This is a genomic window from Comamonas suwonensis, assembly GCF_012844455.2.
In the GTDB taxonomy this organism is placed as follows: Bacteria; Pseudomonadota; Gammaproteobacteria; order Burkholderiales; family Burkholderiaceae_C; genus Comamonas; species Comamonas suwonensis.
Genome location: NZ_JABBCQ020000001.1, coordinates 179,014 through 202,130, shown reverse-complemented (window position 1 = coordinate 202,130; position 23,117 = coordinate 179,014). Strand labels below are relative to the sequence as shown.

Annotated in this window: 24 protein-coding genes; 14 read left to right on the top strand and 10 right to left on the bottom strand. The window is 52.7% G+C overall.

Going from position 1 to position 23,117, the window contains the following annotated elements:
• The first annotated feature begins 35 nt into the window (after positions 1 to 35).
• The 11 genes from HF327_RS00915 (at position 36) to HF327_RS00865 (ending at position 10,663) form a co-directional block, all read left to right on the top strand.
• Positions 36 to 1,265, top strand: coding sequence for an MFS transporter (locus HF327_RS00915; RefSeq protein ID WP_407927014.1), 1,230 nt, complete (start codon positions 36 to 38; stop codon positions 1,263 to 1,265).
• A 126-nt stretch (positions 1,266 to 1,391) separates the two neighbouring features.
• Complete coding sequence (gene ssb / locus HF327_RS00910; protein WP_169106449.1) at positions 1,392 to 1,955, top strand: single-stranded DNA-binding protein; 564 nt, start codon at positions 1,392 to 1,394, stop codon at positions 1,953 to 1,955.
• 313 nt (positions 1,956 to 2,268) lie between these two features.
• Entirely contained in the window at positions 2,269 to 2,982 is a 714-nt protein-coding gene (locus HF327_RS00905; protein WP_169106448.1) for an FHA domain-containing protein, read from the top strand.
• Between the two features lie 178 nt (positions 2,983 to 3,160).
• Positions 3,161 to 3,595, top strand: a complete 435-nt coding sequence (locus HF327_RS00900; RefSeq protein WP_169106447.1) for a pilin — start codon at positions 3,161 to 3,163, stop codon at positions 3,593 to 3,595.
• Between the two features lie 66 nt (positions 3,596 to 3,661).
• The gene (locus HF327_RS00895) at positions 3,662 to 5,656 is read left to right on the top strand and encodes a hypothetical protein (RefSeq protein WP_169106446.1); all 1,995 of its coding nucleotides are present in this window, start codon (positions 3,662 to 3,664) and stop codon (positions 5,654 to 5,656) included.
• Between the two features lie 103 nt (positions 5,657 to 5,759).
• Positions 5,760 to 6,260: a hypothetical protein gene (locus HF327_RS00890; protein ID WP_169106445.1), complete on the top strand. Its 501-nt coding sequence runs from the start codon at positions 5,760 to 5,762 to the stop codon at positions 6,258 to 6,260.
• Complete coding sequence (locus HF327_RS00885) at positions 6,242 to 6,532, top strand: hypothetical protein (RefSeq protein WP_169106444.1); 291 nt, start codon at positions 6,242 to 6,244, stop codon at positions 6,530 to 6,532. The genes HF327_RS00890 and HF327_RS00885 overlap by 19 nt, the downstream gene beginning before the upstream one ends.
• Before the next feature lie 51 nt (positions 6,533 to 6,583).
• Positions 6,584 to 7,435, top strand: a complete 852-nt coding sequence (locus HF327_RS00880; protein ID WP_169106443.1) for a glycosyltransferase family 2 protein — start codon at positions 6,584 to 6,586, stop codon at positions 7,433 to 7,435.
• Positions 7,436 to 7,465: 30 nt separating this feature from the next.
• On the top strand, positions 7,466 to 8,683 hold the full coding sequence (locus HF327_RS00875) for a lipopolysaccharide biosynthesis protein (RefSeq protein WP_169106442.1): 1,218 nt from the start codon (positions 7,466 to 7,468) through the stop codon (positions 8,681 to 8,683).
• Complete coding sequence (locus tag HF327_RS00870) at positions 8,684 to 9,544, top strand: FkbM family methyltransferase (protein WP_169106441.1); 861 nt, start codon at positions 8,684 to 8,686, stop codon at positions 9,542 to 9,544.
• Positions 9,545 to 9,559: 15 nt separating this feature from the next.
• Positions 9,560 to 10,663 carry a glycosyltransferase gene (locus HF327_RS00865; RefSeq protein ID WP_169106440.1) on the top strand — a complete coding sequence of 368 codons (1,104 nt, stop codon included), beginning with the start codon at positions 9,560 to 9,562 and terminating at the stop codon, positions 10,661 to 10,663.
• A 1-nt stretch (position 10,664) separates the two neighbouring features.
• On the opposite strand, the gene HF327_RS00860 is transcribed toward HF327_RS00865, so the two are convergent.
• The 5 genes from HF327_RS00860 to moaC form a co-directional block, all read right to left on the bottom strand.
• Complete coding sequence (locus HF327_RS00860; RefSeq protein WP_169106439.1) at positions 10,665 to 11,489, bottom strand: glycosyltransferase; 825 nt, start codon at positions 11,487 to 11,489, stop codon at positions 10,665 to 10,667.
• A complete protein-coding gene (locus HF327_RS22270; RefSeq protein ID WP_268904603.1) occupies positions 11,486 to 12,517 on the bottom strand; it encodes a glycosyltransferase family 4 protein in 1,032 nt (343 codons plus the stop codon). Before HF327_RS22270 ends, HF327_RS00860 begins: the two co-directional genes overlap by 4 nt.
• Positions 12,518 to 12,524: 7 nt before the next feature.
• Complete coding sequence (locus HF327_RS00850; protein ID WP_169106438.1) at positions 12,525 to 13,682, bottom strand: glycosyltransferase family 4 protein; 1,158 nt, start codon at positions 13,680 to 13,682, stop codon at positions 12,525 to 12,527.
• Between the two features lie 9 nt (positions 13,683 to 13,691).
• Positions 13,692 to 15,026, bottom strand: a complete 1,335-nt coding sequence (locus HF327_RS00845) for a nucleotide sugar dehydrogenase (protein WP_169106437.1) — start codon at positions 15,024 to 15,026, stop codon at positions 13,692 to 13,694.
• Positions 15,027 to 15,143: 117 nt separating this feature from the next.
• On the bottom strand, positions 15,144 to 15,617 hold the full coding sequence (gene moaC, locus HF327_RS00840) for a cyclic pyranopterin monophosphate synthase MoaC (protein WP_169106436.1): 474 nt from the start codon (positions 15,615 to 15,617) through the stop codon (positions 15,144 to 15,146).
• A 201-nt stretch (positions 15,618 to 15,818) separates the two neighbouring features.
• Here moaC and HF327_RS00835 point away from each other — a divergent pair, with 201 nt between their 5' ends.
• Positions 15,819 to 17,450, top strand: a complete 1,632-nt coding sequence (locus tag HF327_RS00835) for a M48 family metalloprotease (RefSeq protein WP_169106435.1) — start codon at positions 15,819 to 15,821, stop codon at positions 17,448 to 17,450.
• Here the strand turns inward: HF327_RS00835 and HF327_RS00830 are convergent.
• From HF327_RS00830 to HF327_RS00820, 3 genes are all read right to left on the bottom strand, one after another.
• On the bottom strand, positions 17,409 to 17,771 hold the full coding sequence (locus HF327_RS00830) for a phage holin family protein (RefSeq protein ID WP_198460382.1): 363 nt from the start codon (positions 17,769 to 17,771) through the stop codon (positions 17,409 to 17,411). The two genes, HF327_RS00835 and HF327_RS00830, sit on opposite strands and share 42 nt — an antisense overlap.
• 104 nt (positions 17,772 to 17,875) lie before the next feature.
• Positions 17,876 to 18,346, bottom strand: a complete 471-nt coding sequence (locus tag HF327_RS00825) for a hypothetical protein (protein ID WP_169106434.1) — start codon at positions 18,344 to 18,346, stop codon at positions 17,876 to 17,878.
• A gap of 132 nt (positions 18,347 to 18,478) precedes the next feature.
• Complete coding sequence (locus HF327_RS00820) at positions 18,479 to 19,234, bottom strand: TerC family protein (RefSeq protein ID WP_169106433.1); 756 nt, start codon at positions 19,232 to 19,234, stop codon at positions 18,479 to 18,481.
• Positions 19,235 to 19,710: 476 nt separating this feature from the next.
• Between HF327_RS00820 and HF327_RS00815 the strand changes: the two genes are divergently transcribed.
• A complete protein-coding gene (locus HF327_RS00815; RefSeq protein ID WP_169106432.1) occupies positions 19,711 to 20,133 on the top strand; it encodes a DUF3717 domain-containing protein in 423 nt (140 codons plus the stop codon).
• A 10-nt stretch (positions 20,134 to 20,143) separates the two neighbouring features.
• Here HF327_RS00815 and HF327_RS00810 read toward each other — a convergent pair whose 3' ends face one another.
• Both HF327_RS00810 and purB read right to left on the bottom strand, forming a co-directional pair.
• Positions 20,144 to 20,704 carry a YaeQ family protein gene (locus tag HF327_RS00810; RefSeq protein ID WP_169106667.1) on the bottom strand — a complete coding sequence of 187 codons (561 nt, stop codon included), beginning with the start codon at positions 20,702 to 20,704 and terminating at the stop codon, positions 20,144 to 20,146.
• A 141-nt stretch (positions 20,705 to 20,845) separates the two neighbouring features.
• Positions 20,846 to 22,225, bottom strand: coding sequence for an adenylosuccinate lyase (gene purB / locus HF327_RS00805; RefSeq protein WP_169106666.1), 1,380 nt, complete (start codon positions 22,223 to 22,225; stop codon positions 20,846 to 20,848).
• 175 nt (positions 22,226 to 22,400) lie between these two features.
• On the opposite strand from purB, the gene HF327_RS00800 reads away from it, so the two are divergent.
• Positions 22,401 to 23,018, top strand: a complete 618-nt coding sequence (locus tag HF327_RS00800) for a glutathione S-transferase C-terminal domain-containing protein (protein ID WP_169106431.1) — start codon at positions 22,401 to 22,403, stop codon at positions 23,016 to 23,018.
• The last annotated feature ends 99 nt before the right edge of the window (positions 23,019 to 23,117 follow it).

Here is a 23,117-nt window from a genome sequence, read left to right as displayed (position 1 = left end):
ACTCCGACTCTTGGCAAAATTTGAGCGTGAAAAAAATCAATACATCCCCTAGTGCGGGCACGCAGGGCGCGGAAAAATCCTCTACCACCATGACTTCTCTGGAGCGTCGCTCAAGCGGCGCGCTGGCGCTGATCTTTGCGTTGCGCATGCTGGGTCTGTTTCTGGTTCTGCCCGTCTTCATGCTGGAAGCGCGTAAATATCCCGGCGGCGATGACCCGGCCATGATCGGTCTGGCCATGGGCCTGTATGGGCTGACGCAGGCCCTGTTCCAGCTGCCCATCGGCCTGGCGTCAGACCGCTTTGGCCGCAAGCGCGTCATCGTGGCCGGTTTGCTGGTGTTTGCCGCGGGCAGCTTGATGGCCGCCATGGCCGATTCGCTCACCGGGCTGATGGTCGGTCGCGCCATTCAGGGCGCAGGTGCCGTCTCGGCTGCAGTGACCGCGCTGCTGGCTGACCTGACCCGCGACGGCGTGCGCACCAAGGCCATGGCCATGGTGGGCGGCAGCATCGGGCTGATGTTTGCGCTGGCGCTGGTGTTGGCCCCGCTGCTGAATGCATGGATTGGGCTGTCGGGCATTTTTGGCCTGACTTGCGCACTGGCCATGGCCGGTGTTGCCGTGGTGCTGTGGGTGGTACCCCCCGAGCCTGAGCAGCATGCCAATGCGCCCAAGGGCAAGTTCAGTGACTTGCTCGGCCACCGTGACTTGCTGCGCCTGAACTTTGGCGTTTTCATCCTACACACCGTGCAGATGTCCATGTGGGTGGCCGTGCCCGCCATGCTGGTGCAGTCCGGGCTGGTTAAAGAGCAGCACTGGCATATCTATCTGCCAGCGGTGCTGCTGTCTTTTGTGGCCATGGGCATGCTGTTCTCCATGGAGCGCAAGGGCAAGCTGCGCAAGGCTTTGCTGGGCGCCATCGGTCTGGTACTGCTGGTGCAGATTGGGCTGGGCATGCTGGCCGCCAGTGGAACCATTCCCACCATTTGGTGCATGGCGCTGTTGATGTTTCTGTTCTTCTGCGGCTTTAACGCGCTGGAGGCGACGCAGCCCAGCCTGGTCTCGCGCATGGCGCCTGCGCCGCTGCGTGGCGCGGCTCTGGGGGCTTACAACACGCTGCAGTCGCTGGGCTTGTTTGCGGGCGGCGCCATTGGCGGTGCAGTGGCCAAGTGGGCGGGTGTGCCGGGGCTGTTTGTCATGACTTCCATGCTCACGCTGCTGTGGTTGGTGATCAGCCTTCCGCTGCGCCCCGTGGGCCGCCACGGGTGATCCATCAGGCAGGGCGGGTATAGGGAAATCCCGCAATTGATGTGCCGCGCTTAGGGCAAAATGCGCACTTCATTGGCTTGGGACTCATCATCAATCGCCCGAGCCACTTTTTGAAAAGGCAAATTTATGGCATCCGTCAATAAAGTCATCATCGTTGGTAATCTGGGCCGCGACCCTGAAATGCGCAGCTTCCCCAGCGGCGACCAAGTGGCTAACGTCACCATCGCCACGACAGACCGCTGGCGCGACAAGAACACCGGCGAAAACCGCGAAGCCACAGAATGGCACCGCGTGACCTTCAATGGCCGCTTGGCTGAAATCGCCGGTCAATACCTGCGCAAGGGCAGTCAGGTCTATGTAGAAGGCAGCCTGCGTACCCGCAAGTGGACCGATCAGGCCACCGGCCAAGAGCGCTACGCCACAGAAATCCGCGCTGACACCATGCAGATGCTGAGCAGCCGCCAGGGCGGTGGACAGCCACAAGGTCAAGGCGGCTACGGCAATGACGACGGCTATGGCGAAAGCAGCTACGAAGCCCCTCGCCGCGCGGCCCCTGCCCCAGCTCCCACGCAACAGCAACGCTCTGCACCGGCACCCATGCAGCAGCGCCCTGCGCCTGCTCCCATGGCTCCTCCTCCCCAGCGCGCAGCGTCAGGCTTTGACGACATGGATGACGATATCCCGTTTTAAAAAGCTTCAGTATCTGCTGAATCACTGACAAGCAAGGCCCGCCATTCGTAAGAACGCGGGCCTTGTTGCATCTCGCTGCTGAAGCATGCCAATGCATGCAGGAAAACCGGCATGTTTTCTGCTTACAGAAGCCCCCGTTGAGAAAATCAATCAAAACCCCCGATCCCATCTAATTCGTGAAATAAGATGTGCCATGCGATAGCGTTTCACCAGCGTTACGATTGGTGACTTTGTGTGCAATCGCACTTACAGTGTGGACGATCCCAGCCAGTGCAGCCAAGAAGAGCTTGGCGTTTCCTCAGGAGCTTCGAGCATGCCAACTTTGGTCATCTCAATCGATGGTGCTGTTATCAAGGAAGTGCAGCTCACCAAGGAGCGCACGACCTTGGGTCGCCGTCCCTACAACGACATCGTGATCGAAAATCTGGCCGTCAGCGGCGAGCATGCCGTGATCATCCTCGCTGATGGCAAAGTCAGCATCGAAGACCTGCGCAGTACCAATGGCACTTATGTCAATGGCCGGGCCGTCCAGAAGCAGTCATTGCTCAATGGCGACCTGCTGGACATCGGCCGCTACAAAATTCGCTTCCTGGACACCGTGATTGCCGAGCCGAATACACCTGCTGCTGCCATCAAGAAAGTACTGGCCCATATTTCTGAAGAAGTGGATAGCGACTACGCCAAACTGGCTACGCCCTCGGGTTTTGGCGAAATTTCCAGTTTTGCCTCCACGATCCAAGGATCGCTCTCTGCGCTGCCCGAGCGCCATGCCATGATTCGCATGCTCAGCGGCAGCCTGCAGGGCAAAGAAGTCCCACTCTTCAAGGTTGTCACCACCCTGGGCAAGCCCGGCGTAGCCATCGCTTCAATCACCCAGAAACCGCATGGCTTTGTGCTGACCCAGCTGGAAGGTGAAAGCGAGTCACTCAAGCTCAATGGCCAGATCGTCGGCCCTCTTTCTGTTCCACTGCTCAATGGAGACACCGTAGAACTGGCCGGAAGCACCATGCGCTTTGTCGTGGAGTGAAAATCTTTGACATATGAGCTGACAAATTTGTCATCTTTGCAGTGAGTGACGCCAAAAATGTCCGCAGGTTTTTGTTGGATGTAGCCAAACGTGTCATTTTTTGATTGCTGCAGCAATTGAAAAAATTGGCGCGGTTATTGCTTGGTTGGAGGCACTTCACCAACCTAGGAGTTTTCTCATGAAGCGTTCTATCCAAAAGGGTTTTACCTTGATCGAACTGATGATCGTTGTCGCGATCATCGGTATTTTGGCTGCTGTGGCTCTGCCTGCTTATCAAGATTACACCAAGCGTTCGCATGTGTCGGAAGGTATGAGCTTGGCTAGCGGTGCAAAGACAGCGTTGACCGAGTATTACTCCTCTAAGGGCGAGTGGCCTGTTAATAATGCAGCGGCAGGAATTGCTAGCGCAGCTAGCATCAAGGGTAATGCTGTTCGTACAGTGACTGTCGATACAAGTAAAATTACTGTTGTATTCAATACAAAGGTTGAAGCGGGTAAGCAATTGGTCTTTAAGGGTTCTGCTGGCTCTACTGCAGGATCGGTTGAATGGTCTTGCAATGCAGGAGCCGGTACTAACATCAATACAAAATATTTGCCAGCAAGCTGCCGCTAATATAAATAGTATTTAATATAAAAAAGGGTGCTTGGCACCCTTTTTTATATTTGAAAATAATATTTTGTGGATTTTATATATTATCGTGTGATAAAAATGGAAATGATAAGTTTTTCGATTGGCTGTTTTTTTAAAAAAATATCGCGAGAATTATTTCCTTTTTTATTTATTGTCTCCATTGCAGGGCTGACTATTTTTTTATATAGATTCGGCTGGAGTGGGGGATGGCATTTTGATGACTGGCCCAACTTAGGCGGTTTGACCTACGTATTTTCTCAAGGTCAAATCGATGCAGAGGCTGTGCTGGAATTTGTTTTTTCAGGTGACGCTGGGCCGCTGGGCCGTCCTGTAGCCCTAGCTAGCTTTTTAATCGATGGGAGCGGCTGGCCTGCCCACCCTATTGAGATATTGCGCACCAACACTCTGTTGCATGCTATCAACGGACTGCTGTTGTGGGCGGTGCTATTTAACTTAGGGCACCTGCGCAACTGGCCTCAGACCAAGGCAGCCTGGTTGGCGGCGCTAGGCGCGGGTTTTTGGTTGCTGCTGCCGCTGTCGGCCTCGGGTGTGTTGATGGCGGTGCAGCGAATGACGGTGCTGTCTAGCAGCTTTATGTTGCTGGGTCTGTGGCTGTACTTGTTGGGTCGAGCCCATCTGGGAAAACCTAGTTTGCACGCCTGGCTGTGGATGGCGGGCGGCTTGGGTCTAGGCACACTGCTTGGGGTATTGACGAAAGAGCAAGCTGGCATCTTACCCCTGCTGGCGTGGGTGCTGGAGAGCTGCTGGCTGACGCCGCCTCAGTTCATCACTACCGCACAGCGTCGGAGTTGGCTTGGATTTAAGGTGCTGTTTTTCTATCTCCCGGCTGCAACCATTGGGGTTTATTTGTTGCACATCGTCTGGACTGCCGATTCAGCCTATGCCGTACGCGAATTCACTTTGAGCGAGCGGTTGTGGACTGAGGCTGTGGTTTTGTGGGACTACTTGCGGTTAGCCTTTGTGCCCCGTGCCATGGCATTTGGTCCGTTTCATGACGATTACCCCATCTTTACCGCAAGCAGCCTACCAGCCCTGGTTGCCGCAAGTGGGTGGCTGGGTGCTTGTATTCTGGCATTTGCGTTGCGCCGCAGTACGCGCCTGCCTTTGCTGGCGCTATTGTGGTTTGCCGTCACTCATCTAGTGGAGTCTAGCGTAGTGCCGCTGGAGCTGTATTTTGAGCATCGTAACTATCTAGCCTTAGCATTGCCCCTGTTTGCGTTGCTGGTGGCGATGTGGCATTGGGCAGAAAAACGGCACACAGAGCGGCTAGTGGCACTGGTATTGGGCAGCTATGGGGTGCTGCTGGCGGGAGTGCTGTTTCAAACCACTACGCTGTTTGGCGGCCAGCCCCTTGCCACAGCGCAGATATGGTACAGGCAGCACCCAGGCTCCATTCGGGCGGGGCAGTATCTGGGGCAGCATCAATCGCAAATGAATCAGATCGAAAGCGCATTGGAGGTACTTGATGCCACCGCACAACTGCGCCCCAATGCGGGCGCTTTGAGCTTGCAAGGGTTACAACTAGCGTGTGTTCTTGGTAAGCCTATGGCTGAACTGCAAGCACGGCGCGACCAAGTGTTGCGCGAGCTGCCGTTAGCGCCCCAGCGTTTTTCCATTGTTGACACGCTGGACAAACTGAAAACCCTATATATACAAAAGGACTGTGGTGGCTTTATCCAGCAAGACGACTTGCTGACCATTGCCCAAGCAGCGCTGAATAATCCACGTATTGCTGGGATTGCGCAAGAGCGCTCCAACCTACATGTGTTTATGGCCAGCTTATTCATTGATGCCAAACAGCTCGGCCCGACGATGGAGCATTTGCTCGCTGCGCTGCAAGCAGTACCCAGCCTGCAAAATTTGCAACTGACGGCGGTAGTTCTGAAAAGTGCCGGCATTGGCGATGAAATGGCAGAAATCCTGGAGCAGCACACCCCCCAATGGCCACGTAACCCGTGGCTGCGTCAGCGTATGCAAAAGGAATGGCAAGAGTTACAGACTCAGGTAAGGGCTTTGAAGTAATGGCCTTGTTAATCGCAATTTCATTCCAAACGATAAGAGTATTTGCCAGATGAGAGCCTGCAGCGATCAAAACAATATTTACTATCTCCCCGGGAGGCCGTTTTTGAACGGCCGCCCCCATTTCACGCGTTTGAAGTTTGCTAGCCGCGCTGCGCTGTGGCATTTGCTGTTATCGATGTGTGTTGGCTTGATTTCAGCAGTCTGTGTGTTTGGCTTGTTGTACCCACCGCCATTTCAGACCATGTTGGGCGTGGGAGAGGTGTTCTTTCTGCTGCTGGTTGTCGATGTGATCTGTGGTCCGCTTTTAACTTTGCTAATGACCAGTCCGGCTAAGTCACGCAGAGCGCAATGGCTGGACTTCGGCCTGATTGGTATGTTGCAAATGCTGGCGCTGCTGTACTGGTTACACGGTGTGTGGTATGCCCGCCCTGTTGTTATGGCTTTTGAAGTAGACCGACTGGTGGTGATCACCGCAAATGAGGTCCAATCGCAGGAGTTGTCTCTGGCTTCTGCGGGCATGCGCAAGCTACCTTGGTGGGGGTGTTACCCACGAATACCCGCGCTCCAAAAAACGGAGCTGAAGCCATGCAAAGAGTGGAACTAGGCTTAACAGGCATCTCCTTGGCCATGCGTCCAGGCTGGTGGCTGCCGTGGAAAACGGCGCAAGCCGCCATGGCTGAGCGCGCTAAACCCTTGACCACCTTGCTACAAAGGCGCTCTTACAGCATGGGGGCGCTGCAACTGGCCATTGCTAAAACAGGTTTAACGGTACAAGAGCTGTACTACCTACCTCTAACGAGTAGTAAAACGCAGGAATGGGTTGCTATGCTCGATGGGCGACAGCGTATGGTTTTTGCGCCGGTGGATGGATTTTGATTTTGCACAGGCATACTCGCTGCAATACCTTTTGTTACTGACTACTTCGTCATGAAAATTTCGATTGTTCTTCCTGCTAAAAATGAATCCGCCGCTATTGGTGCTACGGTGAAAAACATTCGCACTCAGTACCCGCAAGCAGAGATATTGGTCGTCAACGACGGCTCTACTGACGATACTGCTGTTGTTGCTGAACAGGCTGGCGCAATAGTCGTCCATCACCCTTACAGCAAAGGTAATGGCGCAGCGATCAAGACTGGCGCACGGGCGGCACAGGGAGATGTGATTGTGTTTATGGATGCCGACGGGCAGCACGACCCTTCTGATATTTCACGATTGCTGGAGGCTGTGAGCCAAGGTCATGACATGGTCGTAGGTGCGAGGCAAAAAGGCTCTCAAGCTAGCTTAGGGCGTGGCTTTGCAAATGGGTTATATAACCGTCTAGCGAGTTGGATGACGGGACATAAAGTAGAAGACTTGACTAGTGGTTTTCGTGCTGTGCATGCTGAAAAATTTGCAGAATTTCTTTACTTGTTGCCTAATGGTTTTTCATATCCCACAACAAGCACAATGGCGTTCTTCCGGGCAGGTTATTCTGTGGCTTATGTTCCTATCCATGCAGCTAAACGTATTGGGAAAAGCCATATTCGAATATTTCGCGATGGGACACGATTCTTACTCATTATATTCAAGGTGGGAACGCTCTTTTCGCCATTGAAGATTTTTGCACCGGTTGCTTTTCTGATGTTCTTGCTGGGCAGTGCTTGGTACGCTTGGACCTTTGCCTCGATGCATAAATTTACCAATATGAGTGCATTACTTTATACAGGTAGTGTAATTACTTTCATGATGGGTCTAATTTCTGAGCAGATTACGGCACTGATGTATAAAAATTCAGTATGAATATTGATCCTAATCTCGATGAAAAATAGAATGTGTTGGCGTCCTGGTGGCTTAGCTAGTCAAGGAGGGGTTGTATTTGGATGGATGCTTTTGCGTGCTGCAGTGCAGATTGCTACTCTTGTTGTACTGACCCGTCAACTTGGTGAGAATTTATATGGTCAATTTGTGGCAATAGTGGCTATAGCTTCTTTTATTGCTCCTTTCTCAGGGCTCGGCTTATCACATATTTTGTTGCGAAACGCAGCAAGAGATCCTGGAAATAATTATTATTTACAATTCGCATTGCGCTGGTGGGGGATTTCACTTCCTTTCTGTGTCTTTTTAACTATATCTATTGCGCTATGGATGCTTCCTTTTGTTGTATCTATTTATTTGTGGGTATTTTTTATAGCAACGGAATTAATATCTGTCTCCTTGACGGAAATATGCGCTAGATACTGGCAATCCCATCAAAGATCAAACATCTATGGTGCTATTAATGTGGGATTGCCGGGAGTTAGATTAATTTTCTTGTTGTTCTATGTTTTTTTATCAAAATATGTGAGTCTCTCAGACGTTCTTTGGGTATATGTGTTAAGTAATTTGGCATATGTTCTATTGTTATGGGTGAATTTACCACCAAGAGAGAAAATAATACAGAATTCAATGAATCCATATGAGGGATTGCCATTTAGTTTTTCGGCATTTTCTTTGAGGCTGCAAAATGAATTCAATAAGCCTGTTTTGGCTCAAGCGCAATTTGGTTTGACTGGATCCTATAACATAGCTCAACGTACAGTGGATATGGCTATTCTTCCATTGCTCGCTTTACAGGAGGCACTGTGGCCACGTTTGTATACGCAGTCCAACCCAATGCAGCAATTACGTCGAACAGGTACCACTTTAATTATTCTTGCAATAATTTTAGGTTTGATCTTGTGGGTAGTTGCACCAATGTTGCCGATTGTGTTTGGGGCGGGGTTTGCGGCTTCCGTTGACGTTTTACAGATGTTGGCTTGGTTACCCATGCTACAGGTGCTGCGCTCGTTGCTGAACTTTGATGCAATCCATCATAGTCGTACAAAAGAGATTGGTTGGGTATCTGTATTGGGTGGTGTTGTCAGTGTAATAGGCGTTACGATCTTTGTGCCCATGCATGGCATGACTGGGGCAGTATTTGTCAGCTACTTTGTAGAGGGCGTGATGCTGTTTTTTTTGCTGATAGGGGCTTTGCTCATGCGTCGTAAGTCTCCTCTATGGAAGTCCTGAATGTTTTTACCTATGGTCATTCGTAACTCAAAGTTACTACGCTTTCCATTATTGGCGGTAAGCCGGTTTTTGCTTTCGATCCTGAAGACTGGACCCAGGATACTGCGCAGAGCTGCCTATGATGCCATGCCTGTACCATATTTAGTAGCAGGAGATATAGAACATTTTGTTGTATCCACGACGGATAAGGTGATTGGCCGAAATTTATTTTTAGGCGGTGAATTTGATTTTCACAAATTTCAAACGACTTTAGCCATTATTCGCAGAGAAGGATTGCCAGATCCACAGCATTTGATAGATGTTGGTGCAAATATTGGGACTATCGTTATTCCTGCCCTGACACGAAAATTAGTGCAATCAGCTACAGCGATTGAGCCGCATCCAATGAACATTCGATTGTTGCGCACTAATTTAGCACTTAATGGGTTATATGATAATGTGAGTGTTTTATCGCATGCGGTTGGTGTGGAGTCTAAGACTACGTTATTCCTTCAAGAATCTTCAACGAATAGTGGCAATCACTCGATTGGAACTTCTGGTATATCTATACCCTCTACTCGTCTTGACGATATAGATTTTCCATTGAATAAAAATCTGCTTCTCTGGATGGATATTGAAGGTTATGAAGGACATGCTTTGCATGGTGCCTCAAAATTGTTGTCGACTGGCATTCCAGTGGTTTGTGAATATAATATTGAGTATTTGAAAAAATCTAAGGGCGTGGATTTTTTTCGCAAGGCACTGGAAGGACGGAGAATTTTTGATTTAAATGATGGGGTGTGTGGAAAAGAAATTTCGCTTGATAATTTATTTGAAATTTATTCGAAAAGACTAGGTTTCACAGATATTTTGGCTTTATAAGATAGGAATTTTCTGATGAAATTGATTTTTTTTGTCCCTAAGTTTTTTGCAGGAGGGGCGGAGCGTGTAGCTTTTTTGCTTGCATCTGCAATGCAGGAGAAGGGGCATGAAATTATTATTGCAACTCCATCGATCGACGGGGAGTTTTCTAAGAAATTCACAGAAAATTTTCATGTTGTTGACTTTGGAACTCGAAAGCCAATTAATTCTCTTGCTAGTCTTGGTCGACTTCTAAATAGCAGTAAACCTGATGCAATTATTTGCTTTGGTATATCAACAGGAATAGCGGCGGCACTATCAAATTTATTGTTTCGTTGGAGGGTTCCGGTTTTTATTCGTAACGAAAATAACCTTAATCTTGATTGGGGGCAAGCAAGTCCGGTTAATAGAGTAATAGGGCCATTGCTTTCTCGTTGGGCTGCACGGCGATCGCACATAATTGCTGTTTCATATTCTTTGGCTGATGCTACAGCTGCTTACTTAAGAATTGATCGATCTAGTGTCACAACTATAATCAATCCTGTTTTTGAAAATAATTTTGAATTTTATGAAGCTGAATCAAAAGAATTGCATCCTTGGCTTGCAGATGAATCAGTTCCGAGCTTCATTGCGATAGGACGTCTGGAAAAACAAAAGGGGTTTGATGTTCTTATTGATGCATTTGCGAGAGTGGCAAATGAATTCAACTCTAGATTGATAATTTTCGGAAGTGGTTCTTTGCGCTCGGAACTTCAAGAAAAAATTATTAGATTGAATTTAAGCCATTGTGTTGTGCTTTCTGGATATACAGCCAACTCAATAGCGCAAATGAAAGCGGCGCATGCATTTGTGCTTAGCTCAAGATTTGAAGGTTTTGGCTTGGTTATCGTTGAGGCTTTATGGGCCGGTACTCAAGTAATTTCTACCGATTGTAATTATGGCCCCTCCGAAGTATTGGAGGGTGGAAAGTATGGATATCTTGTACCAGTAGAAAATTGTGATGCACTGGCGAATGCTATGAAAAATAGCCTATCTTATCCTAAATCTATTAAATCTCCATCAGTAGAATGGTTTGAAAAATTTACAGGCGCCGAAGCTGCACAGCAACATATCGCCATGATAGAAAATTTACGTAAATAGTTTATTTGAATATTTTTGATATAGATCGTAGTGGTATCCAAGATTTATATCTCCATGATCGCAGACAAGCTCGGGCTAAAAGTACAGGGATCCGGAGCGTGCGCATCAATGTTGCAGAAAGTGGATTGGATGCCAATTTCTCCGCCAGTAACCAATGGGACCGAACCATATATTGTTCGTAAGCAGTGCTGGCATGGCCACTGCTAGCTAATCCATCATGGTGTAGGAAGCTGCGATCAAGCAGGACCAGCTGCTTTCCTTGTCTGCGCATGCGTGAGCACAACTCTACATCTTCTCCATACATAAAGAAGCTTTCATCAAACAATGGTTGGGTATTATCCGTCCGATGGACTAAGAGACAGCAGCCGCTTAAGTAAGCAAAACTACCCCAAAAAGGGCGTTTGGTGACTAACGCAAGCCAAGGCTGGTAGTACATCCATCCTTGTTCATGGCCATCCTGATTTAAACGCGGTGCAATCAAAGCGGGCGCGTTGGTTTGTGCGAGCTGTGCTTCTAAGGCTAAGCGTAAGCCTTTTTGCACTTTGGCATCGTTGTTGATTAACAATACTGGTCCGAAATAGCTGTGGTGTCCTAAAGCGGCTAGTGCAGCATTCATGCCTTTACCAAAGCCCAGATTTTGAGAATTTGGGATCAGTATTACACGAGGATTTTTCGCATAGTTTGAGTACAGGTCTTGAAAGCTAACTCCTGCATCTCCGGAGTTGTCCCAAACTAGTATCGGAGCCCAGTTATCCTTAAGTAGGCTATCAATACAAGCTATGGTGGTTTCAGATTTTTTGAAATGTATGGTGATAGCAGCTGTCACAGGGCTTCGTTTGAATTGGTCTGCGTACTGTGGTAGAGGTGCATGTACGCATCAACCATCGCTGTTTCTGAAAATTGCTCAAGAGCTCGCAATCGTCCAGCTTGAGCAAGGGTTGTATGTTGAGCTGTATTGGTTGCCATCGATCGAGCTGCACTGACAAATGCTTCTACATCATCAGGCTGGCATAACACTCCGGTTTTGCCATCTGCGACTACTTCACTCAAAGAAGCATTGCGAGCAGCTATGACGGGTAAACCGCAGGCCATGGCTTCTACTGCTACTAAGCCAAAGCCTTCGCTTCGAGAGGGAAACAAAAGTGCATCTGCACTTTGCATCACTGCTATTACTTTATCGATTGGTAATCGGCCAATGTCGATCATGTTTGGAGGCATGTGGGCTTTGTCCTTTTTTGCCAAAGGACCGCCGGTGTAGTGCAATAAAAAATTGCTCCCCAGTTTTCGCATGATAGGGGCGAGTAAGTCAACGCCTTTTAGAGGCTTCCAGCTTCCGACAAACAGTAGTCTGAAATGTTTGCTGAGCTGATGCTTATTAGGTCGAAACTGTTCCGTGTCTATGCCGTTGTAAATGGTGTGCATTGGTATGTCTAATAGACTGTGCCGTGTGCTATTAGCTACAAACCGGCTTACCGCCACAACTTGGTGAGCGCGACGTAGGATCCGGCGTTCGTTGGGTGCTATCCACCAGCGATGGTAGGCTGCTTGCAAGGAGTCTTTATAGGCGCAGGCATCTTTGTGATGAATAGCATGGTGAATTGTGGCGACGATAGGAAGACTGCGTGGGAGGAAGCGGGTATGCAGCCAAGTATTGACGTGCGCTACTGTGGCCCAAGAGGGCGCGCGAGGTATTGGCACTGTCAAGGGGGCATATTCGGCACGCAATGGAAGCCAAGTGATTTCTGCTCGGACCCCTCGTTTGCACAAATTTTCTACCAGACGTTGAGTAAAAACGTCGGAACCCGTACCTGTGCGTACAGTCGGAAACCAGATGGAAGGAGTTGTAGGGAGCATATCAATACTAAATATGTGAACGTGCACCTACTTTTAGGACATCTCCCAACTTCTGGCCCATGCTTGGCCAAGCAAACCGCAGAGCGAATTCCTTGGTACGTACTTGCCATTCGGTAGAGTCACCGGTCAATATATTTAATGTGGCTTTGGCAAGTGTTTGGTAGTTTCCTGCCGGAATTAGGTGTCCGGATTGTCCGTCCACAATAGCATCCACGATTCCCCCTGTGGAAAAAGCGACTGTGGGAAGACCATGAGCGGCGGCTTCAATGGCTACCATGCCAAATCCTTCAGGATCACCAAGGATTTCGCGTACCGGAAAAATATGTAAAGAAGCACTTTCGTAGGCGAGCGCTAGTTCTTGAGGGCTTGTAATCATGCCTAAAAAGCGCAAGTGGTGGCCGATTCCTGCTGCATCGGCTATAGATTGGATACTAGCGCGCGTCTGTGCACTGGCATGTAAAGAGTCTGATGGCGCTTCACCTACGATCATGAGTAGGGTGTTGGGCGCAGCCTTAACAATAGTCGGCAAGGAGTGCTGTACAAATTCACGTATGCCTTTACGTGTGGTAAGACGTCCTACAGACAGGAGTAGTTGGTTAGAGCCCAGTTGGTGGCGGTGTCTAAAATCTTTTATTAGCGCTTTATTTTGTGGGGCTGCAGGTAGCTCTACGCCAGGGTGAACGATGCTGATTCTCTCAGCAACTACGCCTAGGTCGCGTGCCAGGTTAGCTGTGGGCTCGCTGTTAACAATAACTCCATCCATTTGACGAATAGCGGGATACCAAAGCGCACGATAGATTGGGTGTTTAACCGCCGCATCTAAGCCATGCAAATAGACAAAAGTTCGTGCACTGCATGTTTGGGCGGCGAGCCATGCGGCTGGTGCAGTTAGGCCGCTGCCCGCCAATATGATGTCTGGTTGAAAGCTGCGGGCTGTTGCTACTGCTTTCCAGGCTGATGCTAGCAAAAATACAGGGAGAGGGCGAAGAGGTACTTCTGTCACTTCGACGTTATGAGGCCGAGTAGCTGCTGCTCCGTTGGGGCCAATGATATGCACCGTTGAGCGCTTGGATAGCTCATCCGCAATGTGCCAGTTCAACCGCTCCATGCCACCAATCAATGGTGGAAGGTTACGCGTGATGTGCAATATGCGCGTTTGTTTCATAGCAGCTTGTTACGCGGAAATTACGTTGGTGCGTTTTGGCATACACCCTCGGGTGTCAACAATTAGCATTGCATATGTTTGTAACAATTCGTAATCAAAGCCTTCGTGGTCTGTGGCGATGACGAGGCAGTCGTAATTAGCAATATTGGGCTTAGTAAGCTCTACGGATTTAAGATCAAAGTGGTAACCCCGCTTGAGAGGAAAGACCGGAACATGTGGGTCGCTATAGTCGATGTGCGCGCCTTTGCTTTGAAGTAAATCCATGATCTCTACGGCAGGCGATTCGCGGGTATCATCAATGTTCTTTTTGTACGCAAGGCCTAGTATGAGAATGCGGCTGCCTTTGACGGCTTTGCCTCGGTCGTTGAGAGCGTCAGCTACTTTTCCGACTACCCAGTGGGGCATGTAGTGGTTAATTTCTCCTGCTAGTTCAATGAACCTTGTATTGATGCCATATTCACGGGCTTTCCATGTTAGATAGTACGGGTCAATAGGGATACAGTGGCCGCCAAGGCCTGGACCTGGCTTATATGGTACGAAGCCGAAAGGTTTGGTAGCAGCGGCGTCAATCACTTCGTGGATGTTGATGCCCATCTTGTCAGCCACGATTTTCATTTCATTGACGAGACCAATGTTGACGCTGCGATGGATATTCTCTAGCAGTTTGGTCATTTCGGCAGCCTTGGTGCTACTTACAGGCACCATGGTCTGAATGGCTAGCCGATAAAGCGCCTGCCCTAGCTGTAGGCAGGTGTTTGTGGTTCCCCCAATGACTTTGGGAATGTCTTTGGTTCCGTAGTGTGGGTTACCCGGATCTTCGCGTTCTGGTGAAAAAACCAGCGCACAGTTTTTACCTGGAATCAAGTTACGTACGTGTAAGCGTGGAGCTAAAATTTCGTCAGTCGTTCCTGGCCATGTGGTGCTTTCAAGACTCATCAATTGGCCAGCGTGCATATAAGGGAGGGCAGCTTCGACGGTGTTGATAATAAAGCTCAGGTCTGGCTCACGGTGTGCATCAAGAGGGGTTGGTACGCAGATGATCAGAGCGTCAACATTTTCGGTCCGAGAAAAATCAGAAGTGGCAGTAAACCCTTGGGTTGCTGCCTTTTGAATGGTTTGCGGAGTGATGCGTTCAATATAGCTAGAACCAGAATTCAGCAGTTGAACTTTTGTTTGGTCAATATCGAAGCCAATAACCTTGATCCCTACTTCTGCAAATCTCAGTGCTAGAGGTAGCCCCACATAACCCAGTCCATAGATGCCAACGCAAACGCTTCGGTTGTGAATTCGTTCTTCAAGCTGCTGTAATTCTTGAGGGATGCTGTGCTTAATGGCGTTTTTCATTGTGGTTGAGGGGTAGAAAGAGGTGTTTGAGGATTCTCTGGCATCTGTGCTGATTGGTGCGTTGATTTGATTTGCCTTAGAGCAATGCTCGTGGTAGTTGCTGCTTTGATTTAGGCGTTATACAGCCCAGCTCCCCGACTTCCCCCCATGCTTCTCCAGCACCCGCAGGCCTTCCATCACCATCCCCTTATCCACTGCCTTGCACATATCGTAAATAGTCAATAAACCGACTTGCACGGCGGTCAGGGCTTCCATTTCTACGCCGGTTTGGCCCTTTAACTCCACGGTGGCGGTGCAGCGAATGGAGCTGGATTCGGGCTCCAGTTCAAACTCCACGGCCACGCGGGTCAGCGCCAGGGGGTGGCAGAGAGGGATGAGGTCGCTGGTTTTTTTGGCAGCCATGATGGCGGCGATGCGGGCGATGCCCAGCACGTCGCCTTTTTTAGCCGTACCGGCTTGCACAATGGCCAGAGTCTCGGGCTTCATGGTGATACGGCCTTCGGCCACTGCCACGCGGTGGGTGGCGGGCTTGGCGCCTACGTCCACCATATGGGCCTGGCCTTGGGCATCGAAGTGGGTGAGAGAGGACATGTGGACTTTCCTGTGGGGGCTGCTTGCAAGGGAGCAGCTCAAATATCTGGGGGGCGCGCACCACGGCATGCGGCTTTACCCCGCTGTAACAGGCCGTCATGTGGCGGTGCTAATCAATCAGGGCATCATAGTGGGGTGTTGAACGGCTGGCAGTTCAGAAACCTGAATGCTGGCAATGTCGTGATTGCCATGCCAATTTTGATGCAAAAATTGCCTAAAACCCATATCTTAAAAGCGCTGACAGCTTCTGTTTTGATAGCGATTCAGGGTGTGTCTCTGCTGATGTCTCCCGCACACGCTGCAGCTTTGCCGACGCTGGGCGATGGCGCTTCATCGCTGACCACGGGTGATGAGCGCCGGTTGGGTGATTCCATCGTCAAGGAACTGTACCGCGACCCGGACTATCTGGATGACCCGGTGCTGCAGGAGTATGTGGAGGGCATCTGGCTGCATTTGCAGGATGCGGCACGCAAGAATGGCGAGCTGTCGCCCGAGCTGGAGGAGCGCTTTGCCTGGACGCTGTTGCTGGGCAAGGATAGGCAGGTCAATGCCTTTGCGCTGCCCGGTGGCTATATGGGCGTGTATCTGGGACTGATCGGCGTGGTCAGTAGCCGGGATGAGCTGGCATCGGTCATCGCCCATGAAACCAGCCACATCACCCAGCGCCATATTGCCCGCATGATGGCGCAGCAGGGCAAGCAGACGCCTCTGATGCTGGCGTCCATGCTGCTGGGCGCTTTGGCGGCTACGCGCAGCCCGGATGCGGCCATGGCCATCATGATGGGCGGGCCGGCCGCCATGATGCAAAACCAGCTGAATTTCTCACGCGCCATGGAGAGCGAGGCTGACCGCATGGGCTATAGCCTGATGTCGCCCGCTGGCTTTGCACCCCAGGGTTTTGTGAGCATGTTTGGCAAGCTGCAGCAGGCCAGCCGTCTCAATGACAACGGCAGCTGGCCTTATCTGCGCAGCCACCCGCTGACGACACAGCGTATTGCGGACATGGATTCACGCATTCCACCCGGCAAGCGGGCTACTGAACCCGCGCCCACGCTGGAGCACGTGATGATGGCCGCGCGGGCGCGCGTGATCTCTAATCCCGGGGCAGAGGTGAGGCGGCAGTGGGCCACTCTGCCGCGCTCTGGCAGCTTTGCGGGATTGCCGCAGGCCGAGCAGGTCGCGCAGTTGTATGCCGCCACGCTCAGCGCTCTGTATCTGCGCGACTGGGTTATTGCGCGTGAGATGGTGCAGCGCCTGCTGACAGCGACTGCGGGCAATGCGCAGGCGAGTATTCAGGCCAAGTGGCTGAATGCCGAGCTGGAGTTCAAGGCCGACAATGCGCAGGCTGCATTGGCCGCCTTGCCTTTGCAGTCCAGCAAAGCCCCTCAAGCAGCACCCAAAGTTGCGGCCAGCGGCAATCTGACGGGCCCGAGTCTGGCGACTATTGATGTAATCGAGAGCGTGGCCCCGCGAAGACCTGAGCTGCTGCTCAAGGCGGATATTCTGCTGAAGCTCAATCAGGTCGGCCCGATTGCCAGCCCGTTGCAGACCTGGGTGACAGATCATCCGCGTGATGGCGGGGCATGGCAGATGCTGGCCCGCGTGTGGCGCAGTCAGGGGCAGGAGCTGCGTGCGCTGCGCGCCGAGGCCGAGGCACAGGTCGCGCATTACGACTATGCGGCAGCGGTGGATCGCTTCAAGGCCGCACAGGATCTGGCCCGCAAGGCTGGGGCCAAGGCCGATTACTTTGAAGCGTCCATCATCGACACACGTCTGCGTGCCGTGAATGAATTACTCAGAGAACAGCTGAGCGACAAGGCGATCAATAAGTAGGCCCAGCGCCGAGTAGATCAGCGCGCCCAGCATGGCCGCCCAGAAGCTGGTGACGTGAAACCCGCCCAGCATGCCTGAGGCCATCCAGAACATCAGGCCGTTAACCACCAGCAGGAACAGGCCCACGGTGATGATGGTCACGGGCAGCGTCAGGATGACCAGAATGGGGCGAATGATGGTGTTGAACAGGCCGATGACCAGCGCAGCAATCATGGCTGAGCCAAAGCTCTGCACCTGAACGCCACTGTAGACATAGGTGAGCCCGAGTAGGGCTGCAGCGCAAAGAAGCCATTTGACGAGGATTTTCATGCTGACCAGCATAGCAGCAGGCTGTTTCAGCGGGCTGTGCATGTCTTGAAACGGCATGAAAAAAGCCTTGCGAGGCTTTTGCCGCACAAGGCTTATATAGAGAGAGGCTAAAGCTCTTAAATCGAGAGCGAATCGTCGATGACGAAGCCCATCATGGCGGCAATGGCAGCCATGGTGCCAGGCAAATTCCAGCGGTTGCCTGTCGCAGCCTGTGTGCCTTGCTTGACTGGAGCGGCTTGCACCACTTCTTGCTTGGGGCGGCGTGCATCGATGATTTGTGCGGCACCGTGTTGCTGTTGCAGCTCGGCAACCAGCTCCGTCAGCGGGCCCTTGGCCAGCACAGGAGTGACTTTGCCACCGCCAGCGGACATCACGGGCATCAGGGCTGTAAACAGCTTGTCTGCCCATTTACCACGCCAGTTTTCGCGGGCGCGGTGGCTGACCCATTTGCTCACTCGATGGGTCATGCGCGGAGCACAGGCCACGAGCAACCAGTGGGAGGAAGCCGCCTGGCCAGACCCCGCAAGCGCCTCAAGCATTGGCTGGGCGTATGTGGCGTCATCCACGTAAACAATGATGGGGTTCAAAGTGCGTCCTAACTGGAACGAAGGTTGAAAGATGCAGCATATCTGCAGAGATATGCCGACTTGATGAGTTTGTGATCCGTGAAGATGCAGACAGTTCCGCAGAGCTTCACGAATTTTCAGGCGTTCGCTGAATTAGTGAGCAGCAGCTGCGGGGCGGCGGCTGGCAATGAACTTGCCCAGAGCCAGCACCAGCAGTGCGCCACCGATGTGGGCGGACCAGTACAGGGCTCTGGAGATATCAGCCAGGCCTTGTGCATCGGTCGTGCCCAGCTTGGGCATCCACAGCCACTTTTCAGTGTTCACGAAGACGGGATCGGTCACAAACATGCCGCCAGCAATCCAGCCCAGCAGCATGCCGCCGGCCACGATGATCATGGGGAAGCGCTCCATCAGCGTGATAACCAGCTGCGAGCCCCAGACGATGATGGGTACCGAGATCAGCAGACCCAGAACGATCAGCAGCATCTGGTGTTCGCCCGAGCTTTGTGCGGCGCCAGCAATGGCGATTACGTTGTCAACGGACATGACCAGGTCGGCAACGATGATGGTCTTGATGGCTGCAAACAGACGGTCGCTGCCTTCGATGTTGTCGTGACCTTCGTCATCAGGCGCAATCAGTTTGATACCGATCCAGATCAGCAGGATGGCACCCACAACCTTCAAGAACGGCAAGGCCAGCAGGACCATGGCAAAGGCGATCAGGATGATTCGCAGCACGATGGCGCCTGCGGTACCGTAGATGATGCCCTTGCGGCGTTGCTCGGGAGGCAGCTTGCGGCAGGCCAGAGCGATAACAACTGCGTTATCGCCGCCCAGCAAGATGTCGATGATGATGATCTGGCCCAGCGCGATCCAGAAGGGCGTGTGGGTTAGAAAGTCCAAGTCCATGTGTTGTTTTCCTCGTTGTCCAATGTATCGGAGCTAGTGTGGGGTAAACGCCCCACTTGCCACCGCTGCCAATTGACCGTTGCGACGTAAGTCAAGGAGCTATCCGGGCGAGGAAAAACCTGGCTCGGGGAGTCACTTTGATCGACCGTCACGGGTCCATCAAAGGTCTTGCTCAACTGCAGCATGACTGCAATCCGAATGGCCGGAAGCGTGAAGCTTCGTATTGACGACCAGTTCGCTGTCAGCACCCAATTGCGGTTCTGACTGAGCTACTCCCCTTCGAAGCATGGGATTTCAACACAGTGCGCAGGTGAAGGCAAGCTTCAAAACCCAGGTAGTTCACAGGTTTTATAAACTGAAGGGCTTTCGCAGCCATTGCTGTGGGCCATTTACTTGCTATCGCAACAGGAGCAACCTTGCAGGGGCAAGTCATGGGGCAGCGGCTTATGATTCCTGCGTCCAAGTGTTTTCCCTCCATGACTGCCATTCACATCACCGACATCGAAGCTGCCATCAACTACTGGCGAGGTCGTGCCCCATCACCCGATGGCGTGCTGCTGGCGCCCGAGGTACGTGCGCTGGCCGAAGTGTATGCGCTGATGATTCATGCGCGCGAGCATGAGGTGGCTGTGGAAGGCTTTCCGACCTATGCCATGGCGGCCTGGCTGGTCTGGTTTGACACCATGCCCGATACGCCTTGTATTGCCATCTGTTCCACCAGTCAGGGCGATGAAAAATGCAAGGGCTGCGGCCGCAGCTTTGACGAGGTGCAGTTCTGGACGGCGATGGAGCCTGCAGACAAGCGCGCCGTGTGGAGGCGCATCACGATCGAGGGTGATTCCTGGCGCTTTAACCGCTACGCCGAACGCGCCGCCGAGCGACGCGGCCAAAGCTTTTAGGCCGAGGCGTTTACTTCCAGCGCGTGGGCTCGACAAAAACAGTGCCCAGATTGCTGGACAGCGTGAGCTGGCCTTCCTGAATCGTGGCTTGCAGTTGCATGCTGCGCTCGGCCAGAGAACCCAGTTGCTGGGCGATTTCGGAGTCGATGTAGTGAATTTCGAGCTTGCTTTGGCGAGCCAGTTTGCCTTCCAGGCCTTTCCACCAGATGTGGGCGGCGTGGTTAAACGGGTAGACCAGCATGTGGTCGGACTTGTTGCAGGCCTTGGTGATAGGCTTTTCATCAGGTTGGCCAACTTCGATCCACAGGCGCTTCTGGCCGGTGTAGTCGGTGATGTGCACATCGGGATCGTCCGGGTCGGACAGGCCGATGCCAAAGCCCAGCGTGCCGTCGCCGTTGCACAGGTCTTGCAGCTTCCAGGCATTGAGCGCCAGGGCGACCAGGCGGACCATCATGCGGTCGTCGGTCTCGCTGGGGTGGCGGGCCAGCGTCATGTTGTGGTCGGCGTAGTAGCCGTGGTCAATGTCGGCAATCGACAGATTGACTTTGAAAATGGTGGACTTGATGGCCATGGCGGTGAGCAGTGCTGCCCGCAGGCAGTCCTTTAAAACTATTAAAAACAAGAGCTGCCAACGCCATTTAATCTTGGCTTTGGCAGCTCTTTTGTGCTGAAGCGCTTGTATATCAGGCGTTAGCAGCTATCTTTTTGCGACTTAAACGCGCTTGGCCAGCTCGGCAGCCTTGCCGATGTAGGAAGCAGGGGTCATGGCCAGCAGACGATCCTTGTCGGCCTGGGGAATTTCCAGACCGTTGATCAGGCGGTGCAGGTCTGCGGCCTGCACGGTCTTGCCACGGGTCACTTCCTTGAGTTTTTCGTAAGCGCCTTGCACGCCATAGCGGCGCATCACGGTCTGGATGGGCTCGGCCAGCACTTCCCAGGCGTGGTTCAGGTCGTCTTGCAGGCGCTCTTCGTTGAGTTCCAGCTTGTTCAGACCGGTCATCAGCGAGGCATAAGCCAGCGTGGTGTAGCCGAAGGCCACGCCGATGTTGCGCAGCACGGTGGAGTCGGTCAGGTCACGCTGCCAGCGCGAGATGGGCAGCTTCTCGGCCAGATGCTTGAGCATGGCGTTGGCCATGCCCAGATTGCCTTCGCAGTTCTCGAAGTCGATGGGGTTGACCTTGTGCGGCATAGTGGACGAACCGATTTCGCCAGCCTTCAGGCGCTGCTTGAAGAAGCCCAGGGACACATAGCCCCAGATGTCGCGCGACAGGTCGATCAGGATGGTGTTGGTGCGCGCCATGGCGTCAAACAGCTCGGCCATGTAGTCATGGGGCTCGATCTGGATGGAGTAGGGCTGGAAGTGAATCCCCAGACCCTTGGGTTCGGCGGCTTCCACCACATTCTTGCTGAAGCTTTCCCAGTCGAATTCGGGCCAGGCGGACAGGTGGGCGTTGTAGTTACCCACGGCGCCGTTCATCTTGCCCAGAATTTGCACGCCGGCGATGTTGGCAGCGGCCTTGCGCAGGCGCACCACCACGTTGGCGATTTCCTTGCCCACGGTGGTGGGGGAGGCAGTCTGACCGTGGGTGCGGCTCAGCATGGGCACGTCGGCGTAGAGGTGAGCCATCTCGCGCAGCTTGGCGATGATGCTTTCTACGGCGGGCAGCAGCACAGTGTCACGACCCACGCGGATTTGCAGGGCGTGGCTGGTGTTGTTGATGTCTTCGCTGGTGCAGGCAAAGTGCACAAATTCGGCAGACTTTTGCAGCTCGGCGCGGCCGTCGAATTGGGCCTTGATCCAGTATTCCACGGCCTTCACGTCGTGGTTGGTGGTCTTCTCGATGGCCTTGATGGCATCGGCATCGGCTTCGGAGAAGTTGGCAACCAGGCCGTGCAAATAGTCACGCGACTCGGCGGACAGAGGGGGGAATTCGGCAAAGCCGGCATCCGACAGGGCGATGAACCAGGTCACCTCCACCTGAACACGGCGGTGCATATAGCCGTATTCACTCATGATGGGACGCAGGGCGGACAGCTTGGCGGCGTAGCGGCCGTCCAGCGGAGAAATGGCGGTGAGGGAGGACAGGTTCATGGTGGTGCAATTGTAGGTGCGCGGCATCAGTCGCACGCGGTGCTGGGTTGCTCGGCTGCCATGACCTGGGTGCTGGTAACCGTGGTTTTCGGGTCCCGAGCCGCGCATGGGCTGCGCATAGAATTGAAACATCATCCGGCCCTGGGGGCCGGTCTTTTGTCACTGAACGGCCGCTATGAAACTGATAGGTTCCACCACCAGCCCTTATGTGCGCAAGGTGCGCGTCGTGCTGGCAGAAAAGAAGCTCGACTATCAATTTGTCGAAGAGAACCCCTGGGAGGTGGAGCTCTCGCCCGGCACGGGCAACCCGCTGGGCAAGGTGCCACGCCTAGTGATGGAGGGAACGGAGGCCATGTTTGACTCGCGCGTCATCGTGGAATATCTGGACACCCTCTCACCCGTGGGCAAGCTGATTCCGGGTTCGGGCCGTGAACGCGCCGAGGTCAAGACCTGGGAAGCGCTGGCTGACGGCATGCTGGATGCAGCCGTTCTGATGCGACTGGAGGCGACCTGGCCCGGTCGCACCGAGGAACAGCGCAGCCAGGCCTGGATGGACAGGCAGATGGACAAGGTGAAGGCGGCGCTCAAGGTCATGTCTCAGGGGCTGGGTGAAAAGCCGTTTTGCTGCGGCGGCACGCATTTGACGCTGGCCGATATCAGCGTCTGCTGCGCTTTAGCCTGGCTGGACTTCCGCTTTCCCGAGCTGGACTGGCGTGCCGATCATCCCAATCTGGATGCCTTGCTGACCAAACTCGCCGCAAAGCCCAGTTTTGTAAATACAGTGCCTCACTGAGCATTGAGGGCACACAAACAAAAAGGCCACTTGTCAGTGGCCTTTTTTGCTGCGGAATAAAAAAGCTGCGAAGCATCCCGAAACGAATTAAGAGAGGGA